The 19,147-nt window shown below is 70.7% G+C and carries 15 protein-coding genes; 7 read left to right on the plus strand and 8 right to left on the minus strand.

Annotation, left to right across the window (positions count from 1 at the left end):
• Nucleotides 1-369: 369 nt before the first annotated feature.
• On the minus strand, nt 370-3,201 hold the full coding sequence (locus ACWDMM_RS22275; protein WP_449939227.1) for a TraG/VirB4 family ATPase: 2,832 nt from the start codon (nt 3,199-3,201) through the stop codon (nt 370-372).
• Entirely contained in the window at nt 3,198-4,715 is a 1,518-nt protein-coding gene (locus ACWDMM_RS22280) for a hypothetical protein (RefSeq protein ID WP_449939230.1), read from the minus strand. Before ACWDMM_RS22280 ends, ACWDMM_RS22275 begins: the two co-directional genes overlap by 4 nt.
• Before the next feature lie 10 nt (nt 4,716-4,725).
• Between ACWDMM_RS22280 and ACWDMM_RS22285 the strand changes: the two genes are divergently transcribed.
• Nucleotides 4,726-5,106 carry a hypothetical protein gene (locus ACWDMM_RS22285; RefSeq protein ID WP_449939232.1) on the plus strand — a complete coding sequence of 127 codons (381 nt, stop codon included), beginning with the start codon at nt 4,726-4,728 and terminating at the stop codon, nt 5,104-5,106.
• Here the strand turns inward: ACWDMM_RS22285 and ACWDMM_RS22290 are convergent.
• Both ACWDMM_RS22290 and ACWDMM_RS22295 read right to left on the minus strand, forming a co-directional pair.
• The gene (locus ACWDMM_RS22290; RefSeq protein ID WP_449939234.1) at nt 5,093-5,482 is read right to left on the minus strand and encodes a pilin; all 390 of its coding nucleotides are present in this window, start codon (nt 5,480-5,482) and stop codon (nt 5,093-5,095) included. The two genes, ACWDMM_RS22285 and ACWDMM_RS22290, sit on opposite strands and share 14 nt — an antisense overlap.
• Nucleotides 5,479-6,402, minus strand: a complete 924-nt coding sequence (locus tag ACWDMM_RS22295; protein WP_449939237.1) for a hypothetical protein — start codon at nt 6,400-6,402, stop codon at nt 5,479-5,481. Before ACWDMM_RS22295 ends, ACWDMM_RS22290 begins: the two co-directional genes overlap by 4 nt.
• Nucleotides 6,403-6,878: 476 nt before the next feature.
• Between ACWDMM_RS22295 and ACWDMM_RS22300 the strand changes: the two genes are divergently transcribed.
• The 6 genes from ACWDMM_RS22300 to ACWDMM_RS22325 all read left to right on the plus strand — a co-directional run bounded on the left by ACWDMM_RS22300 (nt 6,879) and on the right by ACWDMM_RS22325 (nt 14,636).
• Nucleotides 6,879-7,520, plus strand: coding sequence for a hypothetical protein (locus tag ACWDMM_RS22300; RefSeq protein WP_449939239.1), 642 nt, complete (start codon nt 6,879-6,881; stop codon nt 7,518-7,520).
• A 49-nt stretch (nt 7,521-7,569) separates the two neighbouring features.
• Nucleotides 7,570-8,580, plus strand: a complete 1,011-nt coding sequence (locus ACWDMM_RS22305) for a TRM11 family SAM-dependent methyltransferase (RefSeq protein WP_449939242.1) — start codon at nt 7,570-7,572, stop codon at nt 8,578-8,580.
• Entirely contained in the window at nt 8,577-11,042 is a 2,466-nt protein-coding gene (locus tag ACWDMM_RS22310) for a helicase HerA domain-containing protein (RefSeq protein WP_449939244.1), read from the plus strand. The genes ACWDMM_RS22305 and ACWDMM_RS22310 overlap by 4 nt, the downstream gene beginning before the upstream one ends.
• 69 nt (nt 11,043-11,111) lie before the next feature.
• Complete coding sequence (locus ACWDMM_RS22315; protein ID WP_449939246.1) at nt 11,112-12,146, plus strand: replication-relaxation family protein; 1,035 nt, start codon at nt 11,112-11,114, stop codon at nt 12,144-12,146.
• A 7-nt stretch (nt 12,147-12,153) separates the two neighbouring features.
• Nucleotides 12,154-13,158 (plus strand): NlpC/P60 family protein, encoded by a 1,005-nt coding sequence (locus ACWDMM_RS22320; RefSeq protein WP_449939249.1) that lies wholly within the window; start codon nt 12,154-12,156, stop codon nt 13,156-13,158.
• Nucleotides 13,159-13,187: 29 nt separating this feature from the next.
• The gene (locus tag ACWDMM_RS22325) at nt 13,188-14,636 is read left to right on the plus strand and encodes a cutinase family protein (protein WP_449939251.1); all 1,449 of its coding nucleotides are present in this window, start codon (nt 13,188-13,190) and stop codon (nt 14,634-14,636) included.
• Nucleotides 14,637-14,723: 87 nt separating this feature from the next.
• Here the strand turns inward: ACWDMM_RS22325 and ACWDMM_RS22330 are convergent, their stop codons facing one another.
• The 4 genes from ACWDMM_RS22330 to ACWDMM_RS22345 all read right to left on the minus strand — a co-directional run bounded on the left by ACWDMM_RS22330 (nt 14,724) and on the right by ACWDMM_RS22345 (nt 19,123).
• Nucleotides 14,724-15,197, minus strand: a complete 474-nt coding sequence (locus ACWDMM_RS22330; RefSeq protein ID WP_449939254.1) for a hypothetical protein — start codon at nt 15,195-15,197, stop codon at nt 14,724-14,726.
• 91 nt (nt 15,198-15,288) lie between these two features.
• Nucleotides 15,289-16,437: a hypothetical protein gene (locus ACWDMM_RS22335; protein ID WP_449939257.1), complete on the minus strand. Its 1,149-nt coding sequence runs from the start codon at nt 16,435-16,437 to the stop codon at nt 15,289-15,291.
• A gap of 465 nt (nt 16,438-16,902) precedes the next feature.
• Nucleotides 16,903-17,214: a hypothetical protein gene (locus tag ACWDMM_RS22340; RefSeq protein ID WP_396945017.1), complete on the minus strand. Its 312-nt coding sequence runs from the start codon at nt 17,212-17,214 to the stop codon at nt 16,903-16,905.
• 133 nt (nt 17,215-17,347) lie between these two features.
• Nucleotides 17,348-19,123 carry a VWA domain-containing protein gene (locus ACWDMM_RS22345; RefSeq protein WP_449939260.1) on the minus strand — a complete coding sequence of 592 codons (1,776 nt, stop codon included), beginning with the start codon at nt 19,121-19,123 and terminating at the stop codon, nt 17,348-17,350.
• Nucleotides 19,124-19,147: the final 24 nt, after the last annotated feature.

A 19,147-nucleotide genomic window follows, 5' to 3' on the forward strand; every position in this document is an offset into this window, starting at 1 on the left:
CCCGGACATCCGGGTCCATGAACGCTCCGTATCTGCACAGTCGTCAACTACCCTCTCCTGCAACGGGTCTAAGGCCCTGCCGGCCGATCCGGTGTGGGTCCGGGGCCGACCCCCACTGCTATCGCGGCAGCGGCCTATTCAGGGCGGGTTACGTCCCAGCCGTATGACCGGACACCATCGGGTGGACGGCGGTCGGGGTTGTCCGGTGCGGTGACGCGGCGGGCATATACTCGTTGGGCGGGCAGAGTCGAATGGTTCAGGCTGCGCGGTTCTCGAGCATCACCTCCTCCTGCGCATCGGCATCGGCATCGGTGTCGCGTTCGCCGCGGCCGCGGCTGTCTCGGGATCGTGGGGGTCGGTGAGCGGGGTTCACGGTGCAGCAGCGTCGATTTCAATGTCGGTGTCGCCGTCGTTATCGGCGAGTTCGCCGGGATTGGTGGTGATGAGCGCATTTTCGGCGGGCGAGGCGAGAGACCCGAACACCGCCCGGTCGGTGCCGGTGACCGCGAGCAACCCCGATCCCCGTGCCGCGGAGAGTAGGAACTGTTTCTCGCCGTCGGAGAGCTGGAAGGCGGTAGCGACCTCGTCGATGGCCTGAGGTGCCTGCCGTAGCAGGATTTGGGTCGCGGCGTTGGACACGATCGCGCGCCCCAGCTCCGTCGACAGCACATCAGCGCAATCCTGCGTCGCGACGGTGAGCCCGGCCCAATGCTTGCGGAACGACTTGGCTGCCCGGAACAGGAATTGTGCTCCCGCCTGCTCGCGCAGGAGCAGCCAAGCCTCGTCCACGGTTACCATGCGGGGCCGCCGCTGTCCCGGATTCGACACCCGCCGCCACGTAGCATCCAAAACCAACAGATTGCCAATGGTTTTCAGCTCCTCGGGCAGCTCCCGTAGCGAAAACACAACTAATCCACCCTCGGGCTCGGTGGTGGTCGGCCCGTCGATCACGCTGGCATAGGCACCCTCGCCGACGTAGGGGTGCAGTCCGGCGGCCAACTCGGCACCGGCGGCCGTGCCGAGTCGAGTGAGCTGGTCGCGCAGTCCGCTCAGGGTGGGCGCGGGCCGGGTCCAGGTGGCGGGGTCGTCGGTGATCCCGGCGTCGGTGTATGTGGCGGCCAGCGCGGCGTCCAGGGCCGCCCGTTGCGCGGCGGTCTGGTTCCCCAGCAGTAGCTGGATCAGGGTGTGCAGGAACAGCTTCCGTCGGGTGAGCGCATCGGCCGGGGCGCTGCGGCGGCCGTCGGGCCGCATGTGGACTTCCAGATCGAACGGGTTGAGCCGGACCCCGGGTGCGCCGAGGCGGATGTGAGTGCCACCCACAGCCTCGGCGAGGCGGCGGTATTCGTCTTCGGGGTCGATGACGACCTGCTCGATCCCGCGATAGAGGGCTCGGAGGATCTCGGTTTTGACCAGGTAGGACTTGCCCGCACCGCTGCGCCCGAGGACGACGAGGTTGTGGTTGTGGGCCTCAGGCCCGAACCGGTCCACGAACAACAACCCCGACGCGGCGTCGCGGCCGTAGAGGACGCCCTGGGGCCGGGCGGCCTGGGCGGGGTCGGCGGCAGGGAGTTGGGGTGAGTCGAAGGGGAATGCCGCGGCGAGAGCAGTGGTGTCGAAGGTCCGCTGGACCCGGATCAGGTCGAGCCCGAGGGGCAACGTGGTCACCCAGGCTTGAGCTGCCCGGTAGGACAGGGTGCAGGTGTCCACGAGCAGGCTCGCCGCCAGAGCGCGGACAGCGGCGACCTCTTCGGTCAGTCCGGTCTCCGTCTCGGCGTGCACGGTCAGATACACCCCGACCCGGAACAACCGGGCTTCGGCGCGCGCGACGCGCGCCGACAGGTCGGCGGCATCCTCGACGGCGACGTCGATCTGTGGGTCGGTCAGGCGGCCCCGGCCGAGATCGTGCATCCGGGAGGATTCGAGGCGGGCCTGCTGGCGGCGCAGCCGGGTGGCGGCAGTGGCCGGGTCGATCGGCTCGACGTGCACGGCGACCTCGACTCTGCCCGGGTGAGTCAGCAAGGGCGCGAGCCAGCCGGCCGTGACCTCGCGCGGATAGCCGGTAACCGCAAGGGTCGCACTCCAGTCGGAGCCGATCTCGAGATGGCGGGTGCCGATGGTGAGGGACTCCGGCGCGAACCGGTCGAGGCCCTCGGCGAACGGATCCGGTGATCGGCTGTCGGGGTCGGTAGTGATGACCGTGTCTGTGGCGGCGATGTCGGCGGCGGCGGACACCACGCTCTCTGGGTTGGTGCAGCTGGCCAGCACAGCGGTGGCGGCGTCGTTGTCGAGGGCAGTCACCGAGATCCCGAGAAGGGAAAGGATATCGGCGGCCTCGGTCATCCGGCGCAGCAACCGGGACTCGGCCGCCCGCCGCGCACCACCCGACAGCACCCGTCCCGCGCGTCTGCGGCCGGACAACCGAGCCCGCAGTTCGGTCGCGGTCAGGGGCTGGGTCTGTTCGCGCCAGATCAGCAGCACCTGTCGGTGCACCGGGTCCTCGCGGGCAGCCAGTTCGGTGAGGTGATCGGCGTGGTCGAGGGCTGCCCCGGCGAGGTCGGCTGACATCTGGGCGGCGGCGGTGTGCAGGCCGGTGATGTGCTCGGCCAGGTCCAGGCGGGCCGAGCGGATGAGGATTTGCACGGGTTGGCGCAGAGTGTGTAGCCAGCCCGCGAGTTGGCCGACGAGGATGTCCTGTTCGGTCGGGGTGCGCAAGCCCAGATTGAGGGTGCCTGCGACAGCGATGGCGGCGAGCCCGTCGGCGCCGAGGTCGACCACCCCGACACCACCACTGCCGCTGGCGGTGACCGATTCCGGCAGTCGAGCCGCCTGCGTTGTCAACGCTGCCGGGACGGGCATGCGGGACCGGGTCGTGGTGGCACGGCGGGAGATCCACTTCGGGGCCAGCTGAACGCGAGTCCGGACGAGGTGGCGTGGGCGGAGGCGGTGACGGATGGCGGCCACGAGCAGCAGGTCGGCCGACAAGCCGTCGCGGCGGGTGAGCACCGCGACCGCGACGACGACGAACACCAGGGCAGCGGCGACGGCGAACACCGACAGAGGCAGCAGGGATCGGGTCGCGGCCCAGGTCGAATACAGCAGTACGGCGGTGGTGGCCAGGACGGCGAGTTGGCGGGCGGTGAAGGGCCCCAGCAGCCGGTCGGAGCGGTCGACGTCGGCGGGGATGCGCACGATGGTGCTCACTGGAGGGTGCCTCCTCTCGGGGCGCGGGGCGCGCGGCGGCGCACGGGCAGATCGGGCATGGGCAGATGCAGCTGCCGCCCTGCCGGACGCGCCGGTGCGGGTGGTTGTTGTGGGTTCGGTGGCGGCGGGGCGGGTTTGACCCGGGTGACGGGGAACGGCAGCGGGTACTGGCCGCTGCGCGTCGGGCGAAGACGCGCGTACGGGTCGGCCGGGGTGGGCTCGGTGAAGTCGAAGGCAAGTTGTTGCGGTGTCGCGCGGCGACCGTGACGCTGCGGCAGCGGCTCGGGAGCCGGTGGTGATGTTCGGACCCGGCGCACCGGGATCGGGAGCGGGTACTGTCCCCCGGCCCCGGCGCGGATGCCCCGGTACGGGTCCGGCGGAGTGAAGTCGAAGGCGAGCTGGCGTCCCCTCGGTGCCCGGGTCGGACGCGGCGGTGGGGTGACGGTCGCCTCAGTCGGTGCCGGGCTGGGTTGCCGCGCGACCCGGCGGACTCCTTCCAGGGGCAGCATGAGCTGCCCGTCCCGTGTCGAGCGCACCCACGCGTACGAATCAGGCGGCCCATCGCTGGCGCCGGTGCGAGGCGCTCGTGGGGCGCGGGCAGGGCGCGGAAGTCGCCGTGCCGATCCCCCCGACGCGGCGGAGCGAGCACTGCTCGAGGTGGCTCCTTTGAGCATGCCGAGGGTCTTGTAGGCGATGAACCCGCGCACGATCGACCCGAGGAAGCTGCGGCCTTGCCCAATCTCGAGCACCGACAACAACCACATCGGCGTCTTGATCAACACGAACATCAACGCCAAAGCAACAGTGAGATCGGCAATCTCGTTGGCGTCCGGGCCGAACAGATGCCACCCACCGGGAGTCAGCAGGACCCGCAGGACGGTCACCAACGTCAGCGATTGCACAACCTGGATCGCCAGGCACGCGGCGAAGCTGCGCCACCACCAACGGGCGATGCCATCGAGGCCGGGCAGCCCGTGACACATCAATGCCAAGGGCGCGCCCACGATCAGCAGGATCGTGATCGTGACCCGCACGACGTAGGAGATGAGCAGCACCAGCAGCATCACCGACAGCGCGAGTTGCAGCAGCACGAACACGCCTCGGCTCTGGTTGCTGGTGACAGCCAGCTCGGACAGCGCGTCGGCAGCCGAGCCGGAGTCGACGCCGTCTCCGGCCAGTGCACCGGCGAGGACGTTGGCGAAACCGATTCCGGCGGTAGCGATCATCATGCTCAATCCCCCCGCCCCGAAGCCGATCACCAGGCGGGGTGCGAGTTCACGGATCGACCATTGGGTTTGGACGCTCTCGCGCATCATCAACAACGCCCCGGCGGCCATCACGACCAGGACGTAGAGCGCGACCACGATCTGCCACGACTGATTCCACAGAGCCCCGATCTCGGGTACCTGTCCCGGCTCCGGTGTGGTGAGCAGGGTTTGCGAGAGCAGTTCCAGTAGCGGGTTGAGCGAGGTCTCCACGATGCGCCGGAAGAACCCGTCGACCGCGTTCTCCACACAACCGTTGATGTTGGTGACCCCGCACTCCGCCGACCCCGACCCCGAGCCCGAGCCGGATCCGGGTGTCGGTGCCGTTGTCGTGCCGGGCGCAGTCGTTGTCGGCGGGGCCGGTGTCGGGGCGGTGGTCGAGGGCGGTGTCACCCACCGGCGCGGGGTTGTCGTGGTCGGTGGAGTGGTTGTCGGGGCGGGTGTGGCCGGTGCGGTGGTCACCGGCGGGGCCGGTGTCGGGGTGGCGGGCTGGGCGGCGGCACCGGCGGAACTGGTGAGCGCGATCAGGACCGCGGCGAGCACCGCCGCTGCGCTGGCGGCAGCGATGCGCGCGACAGGTGAGAACCGGGCGGGTGCCGGGGGTGCCTGGGCCGAGGTGATCACGGTCAGGCTCCGATGATGGACTTGAGGACGGCGACAACGACCGGTGCCAGCATCGCCAGCGCGTATCCCAGGCACGCGGCGCGGAAGGCGGTTTTGGCCTTCTCGATCTCGCTGGGATCGCCGCCGCCGAGCAGATAGCGGGCTCCGGCGATGGTCAAGAACAATGTCGCCAGCCCGGCCAGGATGCCCACCAACCAGTTGCGGGCGTTGTCGATCACCTCCCCCAACGACGAGGCGATGGCCAGCACATCGGCGTGCGGTGGTGCCGCTGAAGCAGATCCGGCGATCGGTACCAGCAGGACCACGGTCGTGGCCGCGACCAGAAGCACCCGCAGCCAATGCCGAGCCGACCGTGGCGTCGCGTGGTTGAGATGTCCCTGGTTGGTGTTCATTCCGCCACCTGCCCATGCTCGATGCTCGACTGCGCCGGGACCGCTGTGGGTGGGTTCGGCCGGCGACCTCGCCGCGGTGACCGGTCCGGCGCCGTGAGGGCTGTGACCGCCTCGGCTTCGACCGTGCTGGTGCGCTCGTGGTCGATGTCTCGGGCACGATCTGACAGCCACGCCAGCAGCGCACGCTCGGCACGGGGCCGGGCCTTGCGCAGCTTCCACAGCGACACACCCTGTTCGGCCGCCAGCGCAGTCAGCGACCGGCCCTCCCACCGCGACGCGGCGATAAGTTCGGCGGCGTCGGCGGAGATCACTCCAGCGGCCACGGCTTGGGCCAGCACCGTCTCGGGGTGACCCGGCCCGGCCCCGATCGCCCGCACCCGCTCCCCCAGCGGGGCCAGATCCTGGTCGAGGTCTCCCACCACCGTCACGCTGGTTCGCTGATGGGTTGCCGTCTTGAGGACGGCGCGGTAGGCACCCCAACGCAGCCGATGCCAGACTCCCGGCTCGTCCACGCTGACGCGCGGCAAGTGGACCAGGAACGCGGTCAGGATTTCGGACTCGACGTCGTGGCGGGCGGTGCTGCTCGCGGTTACGTACCCGCTGGCGGTCCGCGACAGCATCGGCGCGGCCAGCCCGGCGCACACCAGCATCGCGCCCTGCTCCTTGGCGCGGACTCGTTGCAGCAGCCACACCCAGATCGCGTCGACCTCTGCCATCGGGGTGGCCGGGCGCCACAGTCGCTCGCGCAACTGCCCCCAGGTCCGCACCGTGGTGGCGGGGGGCTGCGAGGTCGGCACCGGGCGCGGGTGGGCAGGCAGGGTTTCGGCGGCCATCCGGTCGAAGCCCGCCCACACCACTGCCAGCGGCGAGTCCGGCTTTCCGCCCGGTCCTGCATATGTCGCGACGCGTGAATTCGTCACTACAGATCTCCTTGATCGGTCGAGAACTTCCGACCCCGCAAGGACACCTCTCGCCCATATCCGAAACGCACCCAAACCCTATCCAAACCACACCCAAAACCTATCTGAAACATATCCAATTCATATCTTGGGCGGATTGGCGAATATTTCTCTACCGCCCGCGACGCCGCTGCCAGGCCGCCGGATATCCATTCGGATATGTATGGCTACCTGCACTTGTGAAGCTGCGGATAGCGTCGGGATATGAACTGGATATGTTTCAGATATGGTCCGGATATTGCACCTTCCTCCATCGGCAATCCGGCACAAAAATTCTTCAAAAAATTTCCGAACCCGCAGGGAACAGGCCGCCTTCCCGAGGCCCAATTGTCGACTTTAGGAAATTTTCAGAAAAAATATCGGGCAGCCGAGTCCCGATTTCGGCTTTTTGGCGGAAGTAAGCGAGTACACACCGCTCTCTCGCTCAGGAGGCCGCAATGCCCGCCAGCTCCCGCCGTCCACGCTCCACCGCCGCCGTGGCGATCCCCTCGACCTTGTGGGCGCTCGGACCCGAACCGCTCGATCCCACCGACCGCTGGCCCGACCGGGCGCTGGTTCACACGATCACCGAATTCTCCGCGCCTGATGCGCGGGTGATGCTGCTCGGTTGGCCCGCCCCCGTGACACGAGGGGCGTTGCGGATCATCGAGCCCGACACCGCCGCCGCACTGTCCACGATCGGTGATCTGGGCCGCCACGGACTCGACGCCCCCACCGACCGAACCTGGCGCGGTGAGCCGGTGAATCTGGTCGTCGCGAGTCTGCTCGCCGATCACCTCGACCCGATCGCCGCCGCCGAGCACATCACCGCGCTCGCGACCGAAGTCCTCGCGATGGGCGGGTTGCTGGTCGTTTTCTCCCGCTGCCGACACAGCGACTCCGGGATCCTGTTCGACCCGGCCGGTTCGGTCGTGGCCGCCGCGCAGGCCGCCGATCTGCTCTACCTCCAGCACATCATCGCCGCCCCCATCTCCGGGCAGATCGTCGCCGCGACTCCCGGCCCTGCTCCCTCGGGCAACGCGCGCCACGCCATCGCGCACACCGACATCTTCGTCTTCCTCCAGCCCGTCCATGGCTGAGCCCACACGCCCTCTGCCCCACCGGAACTCTCACGCGAAGGACACCCCGATGACTCTCGAACCGACCGCCACCGCCACCGCCGACGTGGACTCCGGCACCCCCGCACAGCCGGGCCCGGCCGTCGCACCGGTGTCGGTGTGGGCCACGGCCCAGACCGCGCCCACCGCCCAGCGCCGAGGGCGCTATCACCCCGACAGCACCGCCCATCCCGCGAAGATGTTCCCCGCCATCGTCGCCCACGCCGTGAACACCTACACCCAGCCTGGGGACCTCGTGCTGGACCCGATGTGCGGAATCGGCACCACCCTGGTCGAATCCCTGCATCTGGGTCGCCGCGCGGTCGGGGTGGAGTACGAGGGCCGGTGGGCGGAGCTGGCGCGCACCAACATCGAGCTCGCCCGCGACGCCGGGATCGATCTCGCCGCGGAGGTCTACCACGGCGACGCCCGCAAGCTCGGCGATCTGATCCCGGCCGAGCTGCGCGGCCAGGCGAAGCTGGTCATCACTTCACCGCCCTACGGCGACAGCTTGCACGGCCACGTGCGCGCCAACCGCAAAGAGCCGGTCCTGAAGAAGAACCACCGCTACGGCCAGATCCTCGACCGAGGCAATCTCGCCAACGTCGGTCTCGGGCGATTGTTGAGCGGATTCACCAAGATCCTGGCCGGGGCCGCCGAATACCTCGCTCCCGGTGGGTATGTGGTGATCACCGCGCGGCCGTGGCGTCAGCACGCCGAACTCGTGCCGCTGCCCGCCCACCTCTACACCTGCGGCGAGCTGGCCGGGCTGGTGCCGGTGGAGCGGTGCGTGGCACTGCTGGGCCGCCTGTCCGACGGCGAACTCATCGCCAGGTCGAGCTTCTTCCAGCGCGACTTCATCGTCAAGCAGCGCGCGGCCGGGCTGCCGATGCACCTCATCGCCCACGAGGACGTCATCATCCTCCGCAAGCCGGACGCCGAGGAGGCGACCGGACGCCGCCGCGCGGGCCGTTTCCCATTCGGCAGCGCGGCGACTCTGCCGACCGTCGAGGTCACCGGCCCGGGATCGGTGGCCGCGTGAATCCCGAGCAGGGATGGCTGGGCCGGGCGCTTCTCGCGCCCGGCCGAGCCGTGGCCGACCTCCGCGAGACACTCGAACACGCCCTCGTGTCCGCCGATGCCCTGTTCGTGGTCGCAGCCGCTGTCGCGGTGCTCGCGGCGGTACGGCTCACGGTCCGGTGGCGGCGAGGCCGGCTGAGTGCGCGTGCCCGGCAGATCACCGTGCTCACCCCGCCCTCGGTCGACGCCAAAGGCGCACTCACCTTCTGGGCACACCTGATCGGCCAGCTCCGTCCAGCGTGGGCGAGGACGCTGCTGGGGCAGCCTCATCTGGGTTTCGAGTACACCGTCACCCCTGAGGAAGGGGCGGCGATCCGGCTGTGGGTGCCGGGCGCGATTCCACCCGGGTTGATCGAGCGGGCTGTCGCCTCGGCGTGGCCTGGCGCGCATACCGACACTGCCGAACCCGCCCGACCTCCACTGCCGAACCCGGTCAAAGGGATCCGGCGGGTCGTGGCCGGAGGCGAGCTACGCCTCGGGCGCCGCGAGGGACTCCCGCTGAGCACCGATCACTCCGGTGATCTGGTGCGCAACCTGATCACCGCCGCCGACGACCTCGCCCCCGGCCACGCCGTGTGCGTGCAGATCCTCGCCCGCCCGGTCACCGGCCGCCGCGTCGCCCGCGCCACCCGCTCCGCGGCGAGCACCAGCAGCCGGACCGGTGTTGCGGCGGGACTGCTGCGCGAGGCCCTCGACCTCCTCACGCCCGGCTCGAGCAGCCCCCGCGCCTCCCGCACCCCCACCGGGGTGGGAAGCGCGCGGGCCACCGACCGGCAGACCTCGCTCGAATACAGCGCCGCCGCGCGAGGGGCAGCGGCCAAAGCGCGAGGGGCGCATTGGGAGACGGTCGTCCGCTATGCCGCCTCGATCCCCGTCTCCACCGACCCCTCCGAGATCGACTCGACAGCCGAAGCGCGGGCGGTGGCGCGCGGACGAGCCGACGCTCTCGCCACAACCTTCGGGGCATGCACCGATCACAACTTCTACCGGCGTCGCCGTCGGCTTTTCCGCCTCGAGCGGTTGATCCGGGAGCGGCGTCTCGGGCGTGGGGATGTGTTGTCGGTGCCCGAGCTGGCCACGATCGCGCATCTGCCCACCGACGATGGGCTACCGGGCCTGCAGCGCGCCGGGGCTCGCGCGCTGTCCCCGGCCCCGGAGATCCCCGTCGGTGGGGAGTTCACGAAGCCGTTGGGGATGGCCGACACCGGCACTCGCCGCCCGGTCGCGGTCAAAGTCAGCGACGCCCGTCATCACCTGCACATCCTCGGACCTACCGGTGTCGGCAAATCCACGCTGTTGGCGCGCACGATCCTCGATGACGCCGAGGCGGGGCGCGGGGTGATCGTGATCGACCCGAAGGGCGACCTCGTCACCGATGTCTTGTCGAGGCTGCCGTCTGGCATGGGTGAGCGGGTCACGCTCTTCGACGCCGACGCATCCAGTGCTCCGCCGTGTGTGAATCCGCTGGACATCGGCCGGATCGGGCGCGCGGGGATGGATCTCGCGGTCGACAACCTGACCACGGTTTTCCGCCGGATCTTTCATCAGTGGTGGGGGCCGCGCACCGACGACATCATGCGCGCGAGCCTGCTCACCTTGTGCGCGCAGCCCGGGACCGCGACCCTGGCCGACCTGCCCCGCCTGCTCACCGAGGGTGCGTTCCGTTCTCGGGTCACCCGCACCACCGCCGATCCCGTCCTGCGCGGGTTCTGGGACTCCTACGAGCAGCTCTCCGATACCGGCCGCGCCCAGCTCACCGGCCCTCTGCTGAACAAGCTGAGGGCGTTCCTGCTGCGCCCGTTCGTGCGCGCGGCCATCGCCGGTGGCCCTTCGACCGTGGACTTCGGCGACATCCTCGACCACGGCGGCATCTGCCTGGCCAGATTGCCGAAAGGGTCACTCGGAGAGGAGACCTCACGGCTGGTCGGTTCACTGCTGGTCGCGCGGACGTGGCAGGCGGTGACCGCGAGAGCCCGGGTGCCCGCCGCCGACCGACCTGACGCCGCGCTCGTGCTCGACGAGGCGCAGAACTTCTTGAACCTGTCCACCCCTATCGAGGACATGCTCGCCGAAGCCCGCGGACTCCGGCTCTCCTTGCTACTGGCGCATCAGAACTTGGGCCAGCTCTCGCGCGAACTGCGCGACGGCATCTCGGCCAACGCGCGCAACAAGGTGATCTTCGCCGTGTCGCCTGACGACGCGCGCGATCTGGCCCGCCACACCGACCCGTGGCTGTCCGAGCACGACCTGTCCCACCTCGACGCCTTCCACGCTGCCGCGCGTCTGCTGGTCGACGGCCGCAACGCCCGACCTTTCACCCTCACCACCCGCCCCCTGGACCCACCGATCCCCGGGCGCGCCCGTGAAATCGCCGCCGCCGCCCGCACCCGCCTCACCGGCTCCCGCCCCGGCCGCGACGAGTGACCCGAGCACCGACAGCTCATCCCCGCCAACGGCCGCCGCCCGTTCGTCCTGAGAAAGGTTGTGCCACCGATGCTGTCCCGCCCTGCCCAGCAGGCAGACAACCGCCGACCCCGCCCCGACAACCGGCCCCGCCCCCGACCGCTCGACAGCACCGCACTCGTCTCGCGCCTGACCGAGCGCGACCGCTGGATCCTGGGCATGCTGCACGAACACCGCGTCCTGACCACCAACCAGCTCACCAGCCTGGCCTTCCCCACCCAGCCCATCGCGCTGCGGCGGCTGAACCTGCTGCACCGCTACGGCGTCGTGGACCGTTTTCGGCCGTGGCGGACCCAGGGCAGCGCGCCGATGCACTGGGTACTCGCACCAGCCGGGGCCGGCGTCCTCGCCGCCGAAGCCGGAATCACGGTCCGCGAGCTGGGCTACCAGCACCAGCGCGCCCTCGCCATCGGCCACAGCATGCACCTGACCCACACCCTCGGCGTTGCCGACTGGTTCACCGCCCTGATCGCCCACCCCGCCCTCGACCAGCGCGGCGACCCCGGCCAGCTCGAGGCGTGGTGGTCACAGACCCGCTGCGAGCGCCTGTGGGGAGACCTCGCCCGCCCCGACGCCTTCGGCCGCTACACCCACGCCGACACCGTGCTCGACTTCTACCTCGAGTACGACCTCGAGAGCACCACGGCGCTGTCGCGGGTCGCGGCCAAGCTCACCGGCTACGCCGAGCTGGCCCGCACCACCGGCGTCGTCGCCCCCGTCCTGCTCTGGGTGCCAAGTATCGCCCGCGAGACCAAAGCCCGCGCGGCGCTGCACCGAACCTGGGAACGGCTGCCCGATCCCGAGGCCGTGCCCGTGGCCACCGCCGCCGCCGAACTTCTCACCCCCACCCACGAGGCCAGTCCCGCCGACCAGGTCTGGCTGCCCCTGGACGCCAACGCCGCCAACGCCTCTCGCAGGCGACACCTGCACCAGCTCGCCAACGCGTGGCCTCGGCGCACCCCACCCGACGCCGACATCGAACCCGAACCGACCTGGGCACCGCAGGGCGGCATCGTCACCCTGTCCCCACCACACCCACAGCCACCGACCTACGAGTCCTGGTGAGCTAGCGATGCTGGTCAAGGCACTCGGGGCAGGATTCGGCGCGTTCGTGTTCCTCACGGTCGTCATCGCGACCGTGGTCAGCGCCGTCGTGGTGTTCGACCAGGCGCTCACCCCACGCGCCCCGGGAGCCTCGACCGGCGCCGGCTCGACTCCGAGCACCGAGGCGGTGCAGGACATCCCGGCCGAGATGCTCGTGCTCTACCAGGCCGCTGCCGGGGACTGCCCCGGCCTGGACTGGAGCGTGCTCGCCGCGATCGGCAAGGTCGAGACCGACCACGGCCGCTCCACCCTGCGGGGAGTGTCCTCGGGCGAGAACGCCTCCGGAGCCGGTGGACCGATGCAGTTCCTCGCTCCCACCTTCGACTCCGTCGTCTCGAAACATCCCCTGCCCGCCGGTGGCGCGAGCCCGCCTTCGCGCTACAACCCCTCCGACGCTATCCATGCCGCCGCGTTCTATCTGTGCGACTCCGGCGCACCCGATGACCTGCGCGCCGCGATCTGGGCTTACAACCACGCCGACTGGTACGTCGACCAGGTCCTCGACCAGGCCGCCCGCTACCGCGCCACCGACACCTCAGGCGGCGACTGCCAGACCGCGTCGCCGCCGAACCCTGCTGCTGCACAGGTGGTCTCGTTCGCTTGTGCCCAGCTCGGCTTGCCCTACATGTGGGGCGGCAACGGGCCTGACGTGAATGGCGGCTGGGACTGCTCGGGACTGACTCAGGCCGCCTACCGCGCCGCCGGGATCTCGATCCCCCGCACTACCTACGACCAAGTCCACACCGGCACACCGGTATCCGAAGACCAGCTCGCCCCCGGCGACCTCGTCTTCTACGGCACCGCCGCCGACGTCCACCACGTCGGGATCTACCTCGGCGCAGGCCAGATGCTGCACGCACCCACCTTCAACGAACCCGTCCATGTCTCGCCCTACCGGTGGAAAGGCGACGACTTCTACGCCGCTAGGAGACCCACACCCACCCACGATGACGGCTCCCGCGCCGTCTCCTGACCATCCCCTCGCAGGAATGGAGGAACCCGATGCATCACAACAACTCTCGTCTCCGCCGCACCGCCCGCGCGGCGCTGTGCGCGGCCATCGCCGCGACCGCCGTGACGGCCGGTGTCGCCGCCGCAGAACCCACACCCGACCGCGCCGGTACCCCGTGCCCACGCTGGACCGCACTGCTGGCACCGGGCACCTACGAGACAAACCCCACCACCACCGGAGGGTCGGCACCCGGCATCCTCACCCTGCTCGGGGAGTCCTTGACCGCCCGCTACGGCAGCGACGTCGAGATCCGCACGCTCGCGCCCTCCCCAGGTACGGGATCGGTGAGCGGAGCCGACCTCACCGCGGCGGTCTCAGGGCTGTGCTCAGACACGCGAGTCGTTTTGGCCGGCTACGGCCAGGGCGCCGAGGTCACCGGTGACCTCGCCACAATCCTCGGCAACAACAAGGGCCCGATCCCGGCCTCCCGTGTCCTGGCCGTGGCACTTGTCGCCGATCCGCGGCGCGACGCCACCACCACTCAGCTCGGTACCCCGGTCTCCGGGCAGGGTGTCACCGGGCCACGCTCGCAGGGCTTCGGCGTGCTGAGCGATCGGGTCCGCACGCTCTGCCTCGAGGGCGACAGCTACTGCTCGACCACCGCCGAGTCGTCTCCGGTCCTCGCCGCGGTGAGCCGCGCCCTCACCACCGCCACCTCGGCCGCCTCCACCCCGGCCCCGACCAGCACCACCTCGCCCACCACCACAACGAGACCTCCCGCCACCACGACGAGCACACCGGCTACCAGCATCGGCGCGGCCTCGACCGGGCAGATCAGCGCCTCCCAGGTCCTCGCCCAGGTCGTCACCGTCCTCAACGGGCTCGCCAGCTTCACCGCGAATGTGCCCGCGATCGTGGCCGACCTCGCTCAGTTGCCCGGACTGGTCACCGCTGGGGACGTGCGCGGCGTGCACCGCGTCTCGGGGGACCTGAACAATCAGTTCGCGCCGCTGGTCGAGCTGGCCGATGGGCTCGACCTGCGGCTGGTGGCGCGTGCGCTGGCGTTGGCCGCGCCGCTGGACACGACCGGTGTCGCGGCGATCGCCGCTGAAATCGTCGGTGTCCTGGCCGGTCTCGACATCTCCCGCATCGCCACCGATGTCGGCCGCGCTCAGGAGATCGCCTGGACCGCCGTGGAATCCCTCGCCGGTGGTGACCCGGTGGCGGCGGTGTTGGCGCTGACGGGGCTGGCACCGGTCGCCGCCGATCTGGTCTCAGCCACGGCCGCCGCGTTCACCGGCCAGCAGTTCCCCACCCTGACCAACACCTACACCGCCACGACGGCCGGAACGGGCATAGCGGGCAGCGCCACCGGCACGGGCACCGCGGTTCCGGCCGCCCAGGAGGGCCACACGGCCACGTTCGACGCCACCGGCTACAACATCGCCGCCCCTGTGCTGACCGACTGGATCGAACAGGCCATCGACCGCAGCAAGTAGCCCGCGCCGTCCGGCACAGTGCACAGGAAGCGGCCCGTGGTGCCGAGCGAATTGCTCGGCACCACGGGCCGTTCAGCGGGTAGGCGGTCAGGAAATGATCGGCGGCACTGCGCGCGGGGTGAACGCGGGCGGGGCACCCTTGTCGCGGAACCGCCACGACGGCAACGGCGTGGGCGCGGCGTCGATCTGCTCATCACCGCCGCTGTCGCCGCCGTCGCCGTCGCTGGTGGTGCCCTGGTCGATCAGCTCGTTCAGGGTGGCCACGACCACCTCGCGGGCGGCGGTGTCGAGGTCGCGGTACAGGGTGCCGGTCAACGGGCCGGTCATGATCCGCACCGCGCCGGTGTGCGGGAAGAACTCGCCATCGGTCGTCACCTTCTCGTAGCGCAACGCGATCGGTACCCACGGCACCAGCGAGGCCAGCACCGGCATTTGCAGCTCACGCATGGCTGTGTCCGCGATGGCGATCCACAGCTCCAGGCTGTCGGGAGCGTGGCGGGAATCGGCGTACACGCGGTACAGGGCCGAGGCGAGGACCTTGGGGGTTGGGGTGGAGTACATAGTCGAACACCTTTCTCAGGGGGTTAGATTGAGAGGGCGGTGTCGGACTCCCCGGAGATAGCAGCTCCGGGGATTCCGGCATCGCCCGTTGTCAGGACGCGAGGGTGAACTTCTTTGGGGCCGTGCTGGTCTGGTGCGCGGTCCCGTGCTTGGTCAGGGTGACCAGAGCGTTGTGGACCGCGCCGCTGGACCGGGCCAGGGCTTTGCCGATCTGGTGTGGGGTGAACTCCTTTCCGGGGTTTTCGCGCAAGTGGTCCTCGACCTGTCCCCGCAGCGCACCGGCGGGCAGGCGTTCCACCGTCGACTCCGCGTCCGCCGCAGCGCCGTCGTCGGCCGCCGCCGGGTGTACCGGGGCCGGGGTGGCGGGATCGTCGCCCGTGGGAGCAGCTACCGCCGTCTCTGAGGTGGTGTCGGGGGCGGGGTCGGCCGGGGCCGCCTGCTCGGCGGGGGTGGCCGGTTCGGGCGCGGTGGGTTCGGCCGCGATGGATTCCGGGGTCCCCGGTTCGGCCGGTGCGGTGGCCGTCGGTTCGGGTACGGCGGGCTCGGGCGCGGCGAGGGCCTGTTCAGGTTTCGCTCCGGCGGTCCAGTTCTTCCCGGCCCCGGGCATGCCCGGGTCGGTGTCCGCCCACACTGCCCCGGCGAGTTCCCATTCCGTCAGCAGATGCCGCGCGGGGATGGTCCCGATGGCTGCGAGTTCCGCCAGCTCGGCGGTGGTGCTGCCGGGGTGGGTTGCCAGGGCCTCCCACAGCGCGCGTGCTTCGGCGCTGTGCAGCGCGGGCACCTCCGCCGCCGACACGGTGGCGGGTTCGGTCGCGGGCCCGGCGGTGTCGGGGTCCGGTTCGGCCGATGTAAGTGTCTCGGGCGAAACCGGTTCCGGCGTGGCGGGTTCGGCCGGGCCCGAGTCGGCGGGCGTGGTGGGGGCCGGGTCCGGTTCGATGGCAGCGGGTGCGCCCGCGCCCTGGGTCCAGGTTTTGGCGGCCCGGCGCGTGTCGGGGTCGGTGTGCGACTGTGCACACCCGGCGGTTTCCCACTGGGCCAGCAACCGCCGCGCGGTGGACAGTCCGATCCCGGCGATGTCGGCCAGCGCGGCGGTGGTGCTGTCGGGGTGTGCCCGCAGCGCCGCCCACAGCGCGCGGTTGCTGTCGCGGGGCAGCACCGGCACGCCACCCGAGCGCGTGCCGTGTTCCGGGGCGGGTGCGGCCGTTTCCGTGGCCACGGCGGCGTTCTTCTTTTTCGACATGGGGGCTCCTTCCAACATTGGGTTTCGTGAATTCGGTGGTGTCCCGGCGGGACGGAATGCGCACCAATCGGGGCGATTTCCCCGCCGGGTCGGTGCCGTTTACGGTTCCATGACCGCTCGATAGGGCGTGTGATGTCAAGCGGAATGCGGAAAATTGTTCCGGCTCCGGATTCCTCTCTTTCACTTCTGGAATGCCTACGGCACGAGAGGAATTCGACTCGCCACTATTCATTTGCGCGAGACCAGGTGGACTCACGCCGGCGACCTCGCCGCGATGCCGCAGCGGACGAGGACACACTCCGGAGCACGCGGCCGGTTGCGGGTCGCGCCGCTACCGCGTTGCCACTGAGTTTGGCTCCGGGTTTGATCACGCCGCCCTCGTCGTGACCTTGGGTGTTCTTCATCAGGCGCATGAGGTCTCCTGTTCGTGGGGCTGTGTTGAGGTCGGTTGTGTCGCTCGCGGGTTCATCGGGTGAGGCGCTCGTGCAGGGGGCCGGTGGTGCGGTCGAGCCACACACTCGCCCCGTGCCCGCGCCCGCTCCGGCGCACCAGGTCGGCGGCACCGGTGGCGTAGGCGGCGATGTCGTCGGGGTGAACGAGGTGAATCCGGGGGGCGGCATAGCCGCCCGTACCGCCGGTCACGTGCGCCACGGTGTACATGCCGCGCTCGTCGTGCGGGCCGGGGGCGTAGATGATGAACTGATCGCCCGTGATGGCGTTGGCGATCACGTAGATCGGCTCGAGGGCGGCGGTGGTGGGGATCGCGGGGTCGGTCATTGGTTTGCCTCCTGTCGTTGCCGCCCCGGTCGGGGCGGGATGAGGGTTGGTGGTGGTTGGGCCGCGCCGGTGGCCCGGTGGCGGCCCCGTCCTGGTGCCCCGGACGCGGTGCGCGCCCGGGGCACCCGGCGGGTTAGGAGGCGCGTACGGCGGCGGTGGCGGCGCGGCCGATGGCGGCGGCGGTGGCGGCCGGGTCGGTAACCAAGTGCAAGGTCACTCCGTCCAGCGGCTCCGGGTCGCTGTCGGCCGGTGCCAGCCACAGCACCGCGCATCCGGCCGCGCGCAGCGCGTTCACGCGTGCCTGGGCACGGTGACGGTTGCGGCCTTGGTACTGGCCGTCGGAGATGATCACCAACAGCCGGGTCGCGCCGGGCCGGGCCAGGTCGAGGGCACCGTCGAGGGCCTCGACAGCGGTATCGATGGCGTGGAGGTAATCCGGGCAACTGAATTCGGTCACCCGCGCCGGGGCGGTGCCCGGGTAGGTGATCGGTGTGACCGAGGCCCCGAACGTCACGGTCGCGGTCTGGGCGGGCATGGTGGCCAGCTCGGCCGCGCGGGCGATGATCCACGCGGCCGAGGCCGCCGGGGCGGCGTAGCTGCCCATCGAGGAGGACACGTCGCACGCGACACCGACTCGCAACGGCGGCACCGGAGGGGTTTTGCGGGTGGTGCGGGTGAACGGTTCGGCGGTCGGGATCGCCCCGGCGGCGCGTTGGGCCTCCCGGGCCAGCGCGCCGCGCATCCGCAACCGGCCCGGCGGCAGCGCGGAGGTCGTTTTCACGGCGGTCCGTTCGCGGGTGGCGGCGGTGTTGAGGGCGCGGGCCAGCACCCGCGCGGCGGTGTGCTCCTCGGGGCGGGCGGTGCGTGTGCGTCGCGTGCTTGCCGTCCGGCCCCGGCCCGACCCGTCACCGAACACCTTTCGTGCTTGCGCGGCAGCGTCTTTCGCTGCGCGTTCGGCAGCCTCCCGCGCGGCGGCGGCTACCTCGGCGGGGTCGGGGTCCACCGGCGAGGCGGCGACCGCGTTGCCGATGTTGGTCACGGTGTCGCCGATCGCGGCCCCCAGTGGCGAGGACGGCACGGGGTCGGTGTGGGGGTCGGGGCCGACGATATCGAGCCAGCGTTGGCCGAGTTCGAGCATGGCGGCGGTGTCGGTGTCGGCTACGGTGTGGGCCTCGCGCCAGATGGCGCGCAACTGGTCGAGGGTGTCGGTGCCGAGGATGGCCTCGATCGCGGTGGCGGCGGGCGCGACCTCGGCCGCCTCCAGGATGCCGCCGTCGTGCCGGGCCAGGATGAGCGCGGCGTTGCGGGCGGCGTTGTAGGGGGTTGGGGGGATCTGGGCGGCGGCGATCGCGCCGCCGTTGTCCCCGATCACGATCTCGGTGGTGCTGGCGCGCAACCAGTGCCGGTCGTCGGGGCGGCGGCGAATCTGGGCGGCCTCGATCCGTGATTCCTCGAGCAGCATCGCGGCCTCGACGACCCCCGGGTGCGCCACCGGCGGCGGGTTCCACGCCGAATGTTTGGCGTGCGCGCATTCGTGCACCAGCGCGCCCCACACCGCCGGGTAGCGGTTGCGGTCACTGTTGCGGGCCGGGTTGGCATCTGCCGGGTCGATCTTGAGGCGGGAACCGTCGAGTTCGATGGCCGCGAGCCCCGGCACGAACACCGCCGGGTTCCCGAACGCGGCACCGGGGGCGATGCTCACGGTCAAATCGTCACGGTCGGCGATCGGCGGAACCTCGGCGGTCATCGCAGCGGAGAGGGTGGCCCATCCCCCGGTCACCGGCACCGACGCCGGGGCGGGGGTGGCAGGCGCGGCGGGGGCCGCCCCCGCCCCGGCGGCGGCCGGGGCAGAAGCGGTGCCGGTGCCCGGGGTAGCGGGGGCGGGGGCGGTGATCACGTGGCCGGTCATGGCGGGCTATACCTTTCGTAGGCG

This window comes from Nocardia sp. NPDC003726 (genome assembly GCF_053586955.1).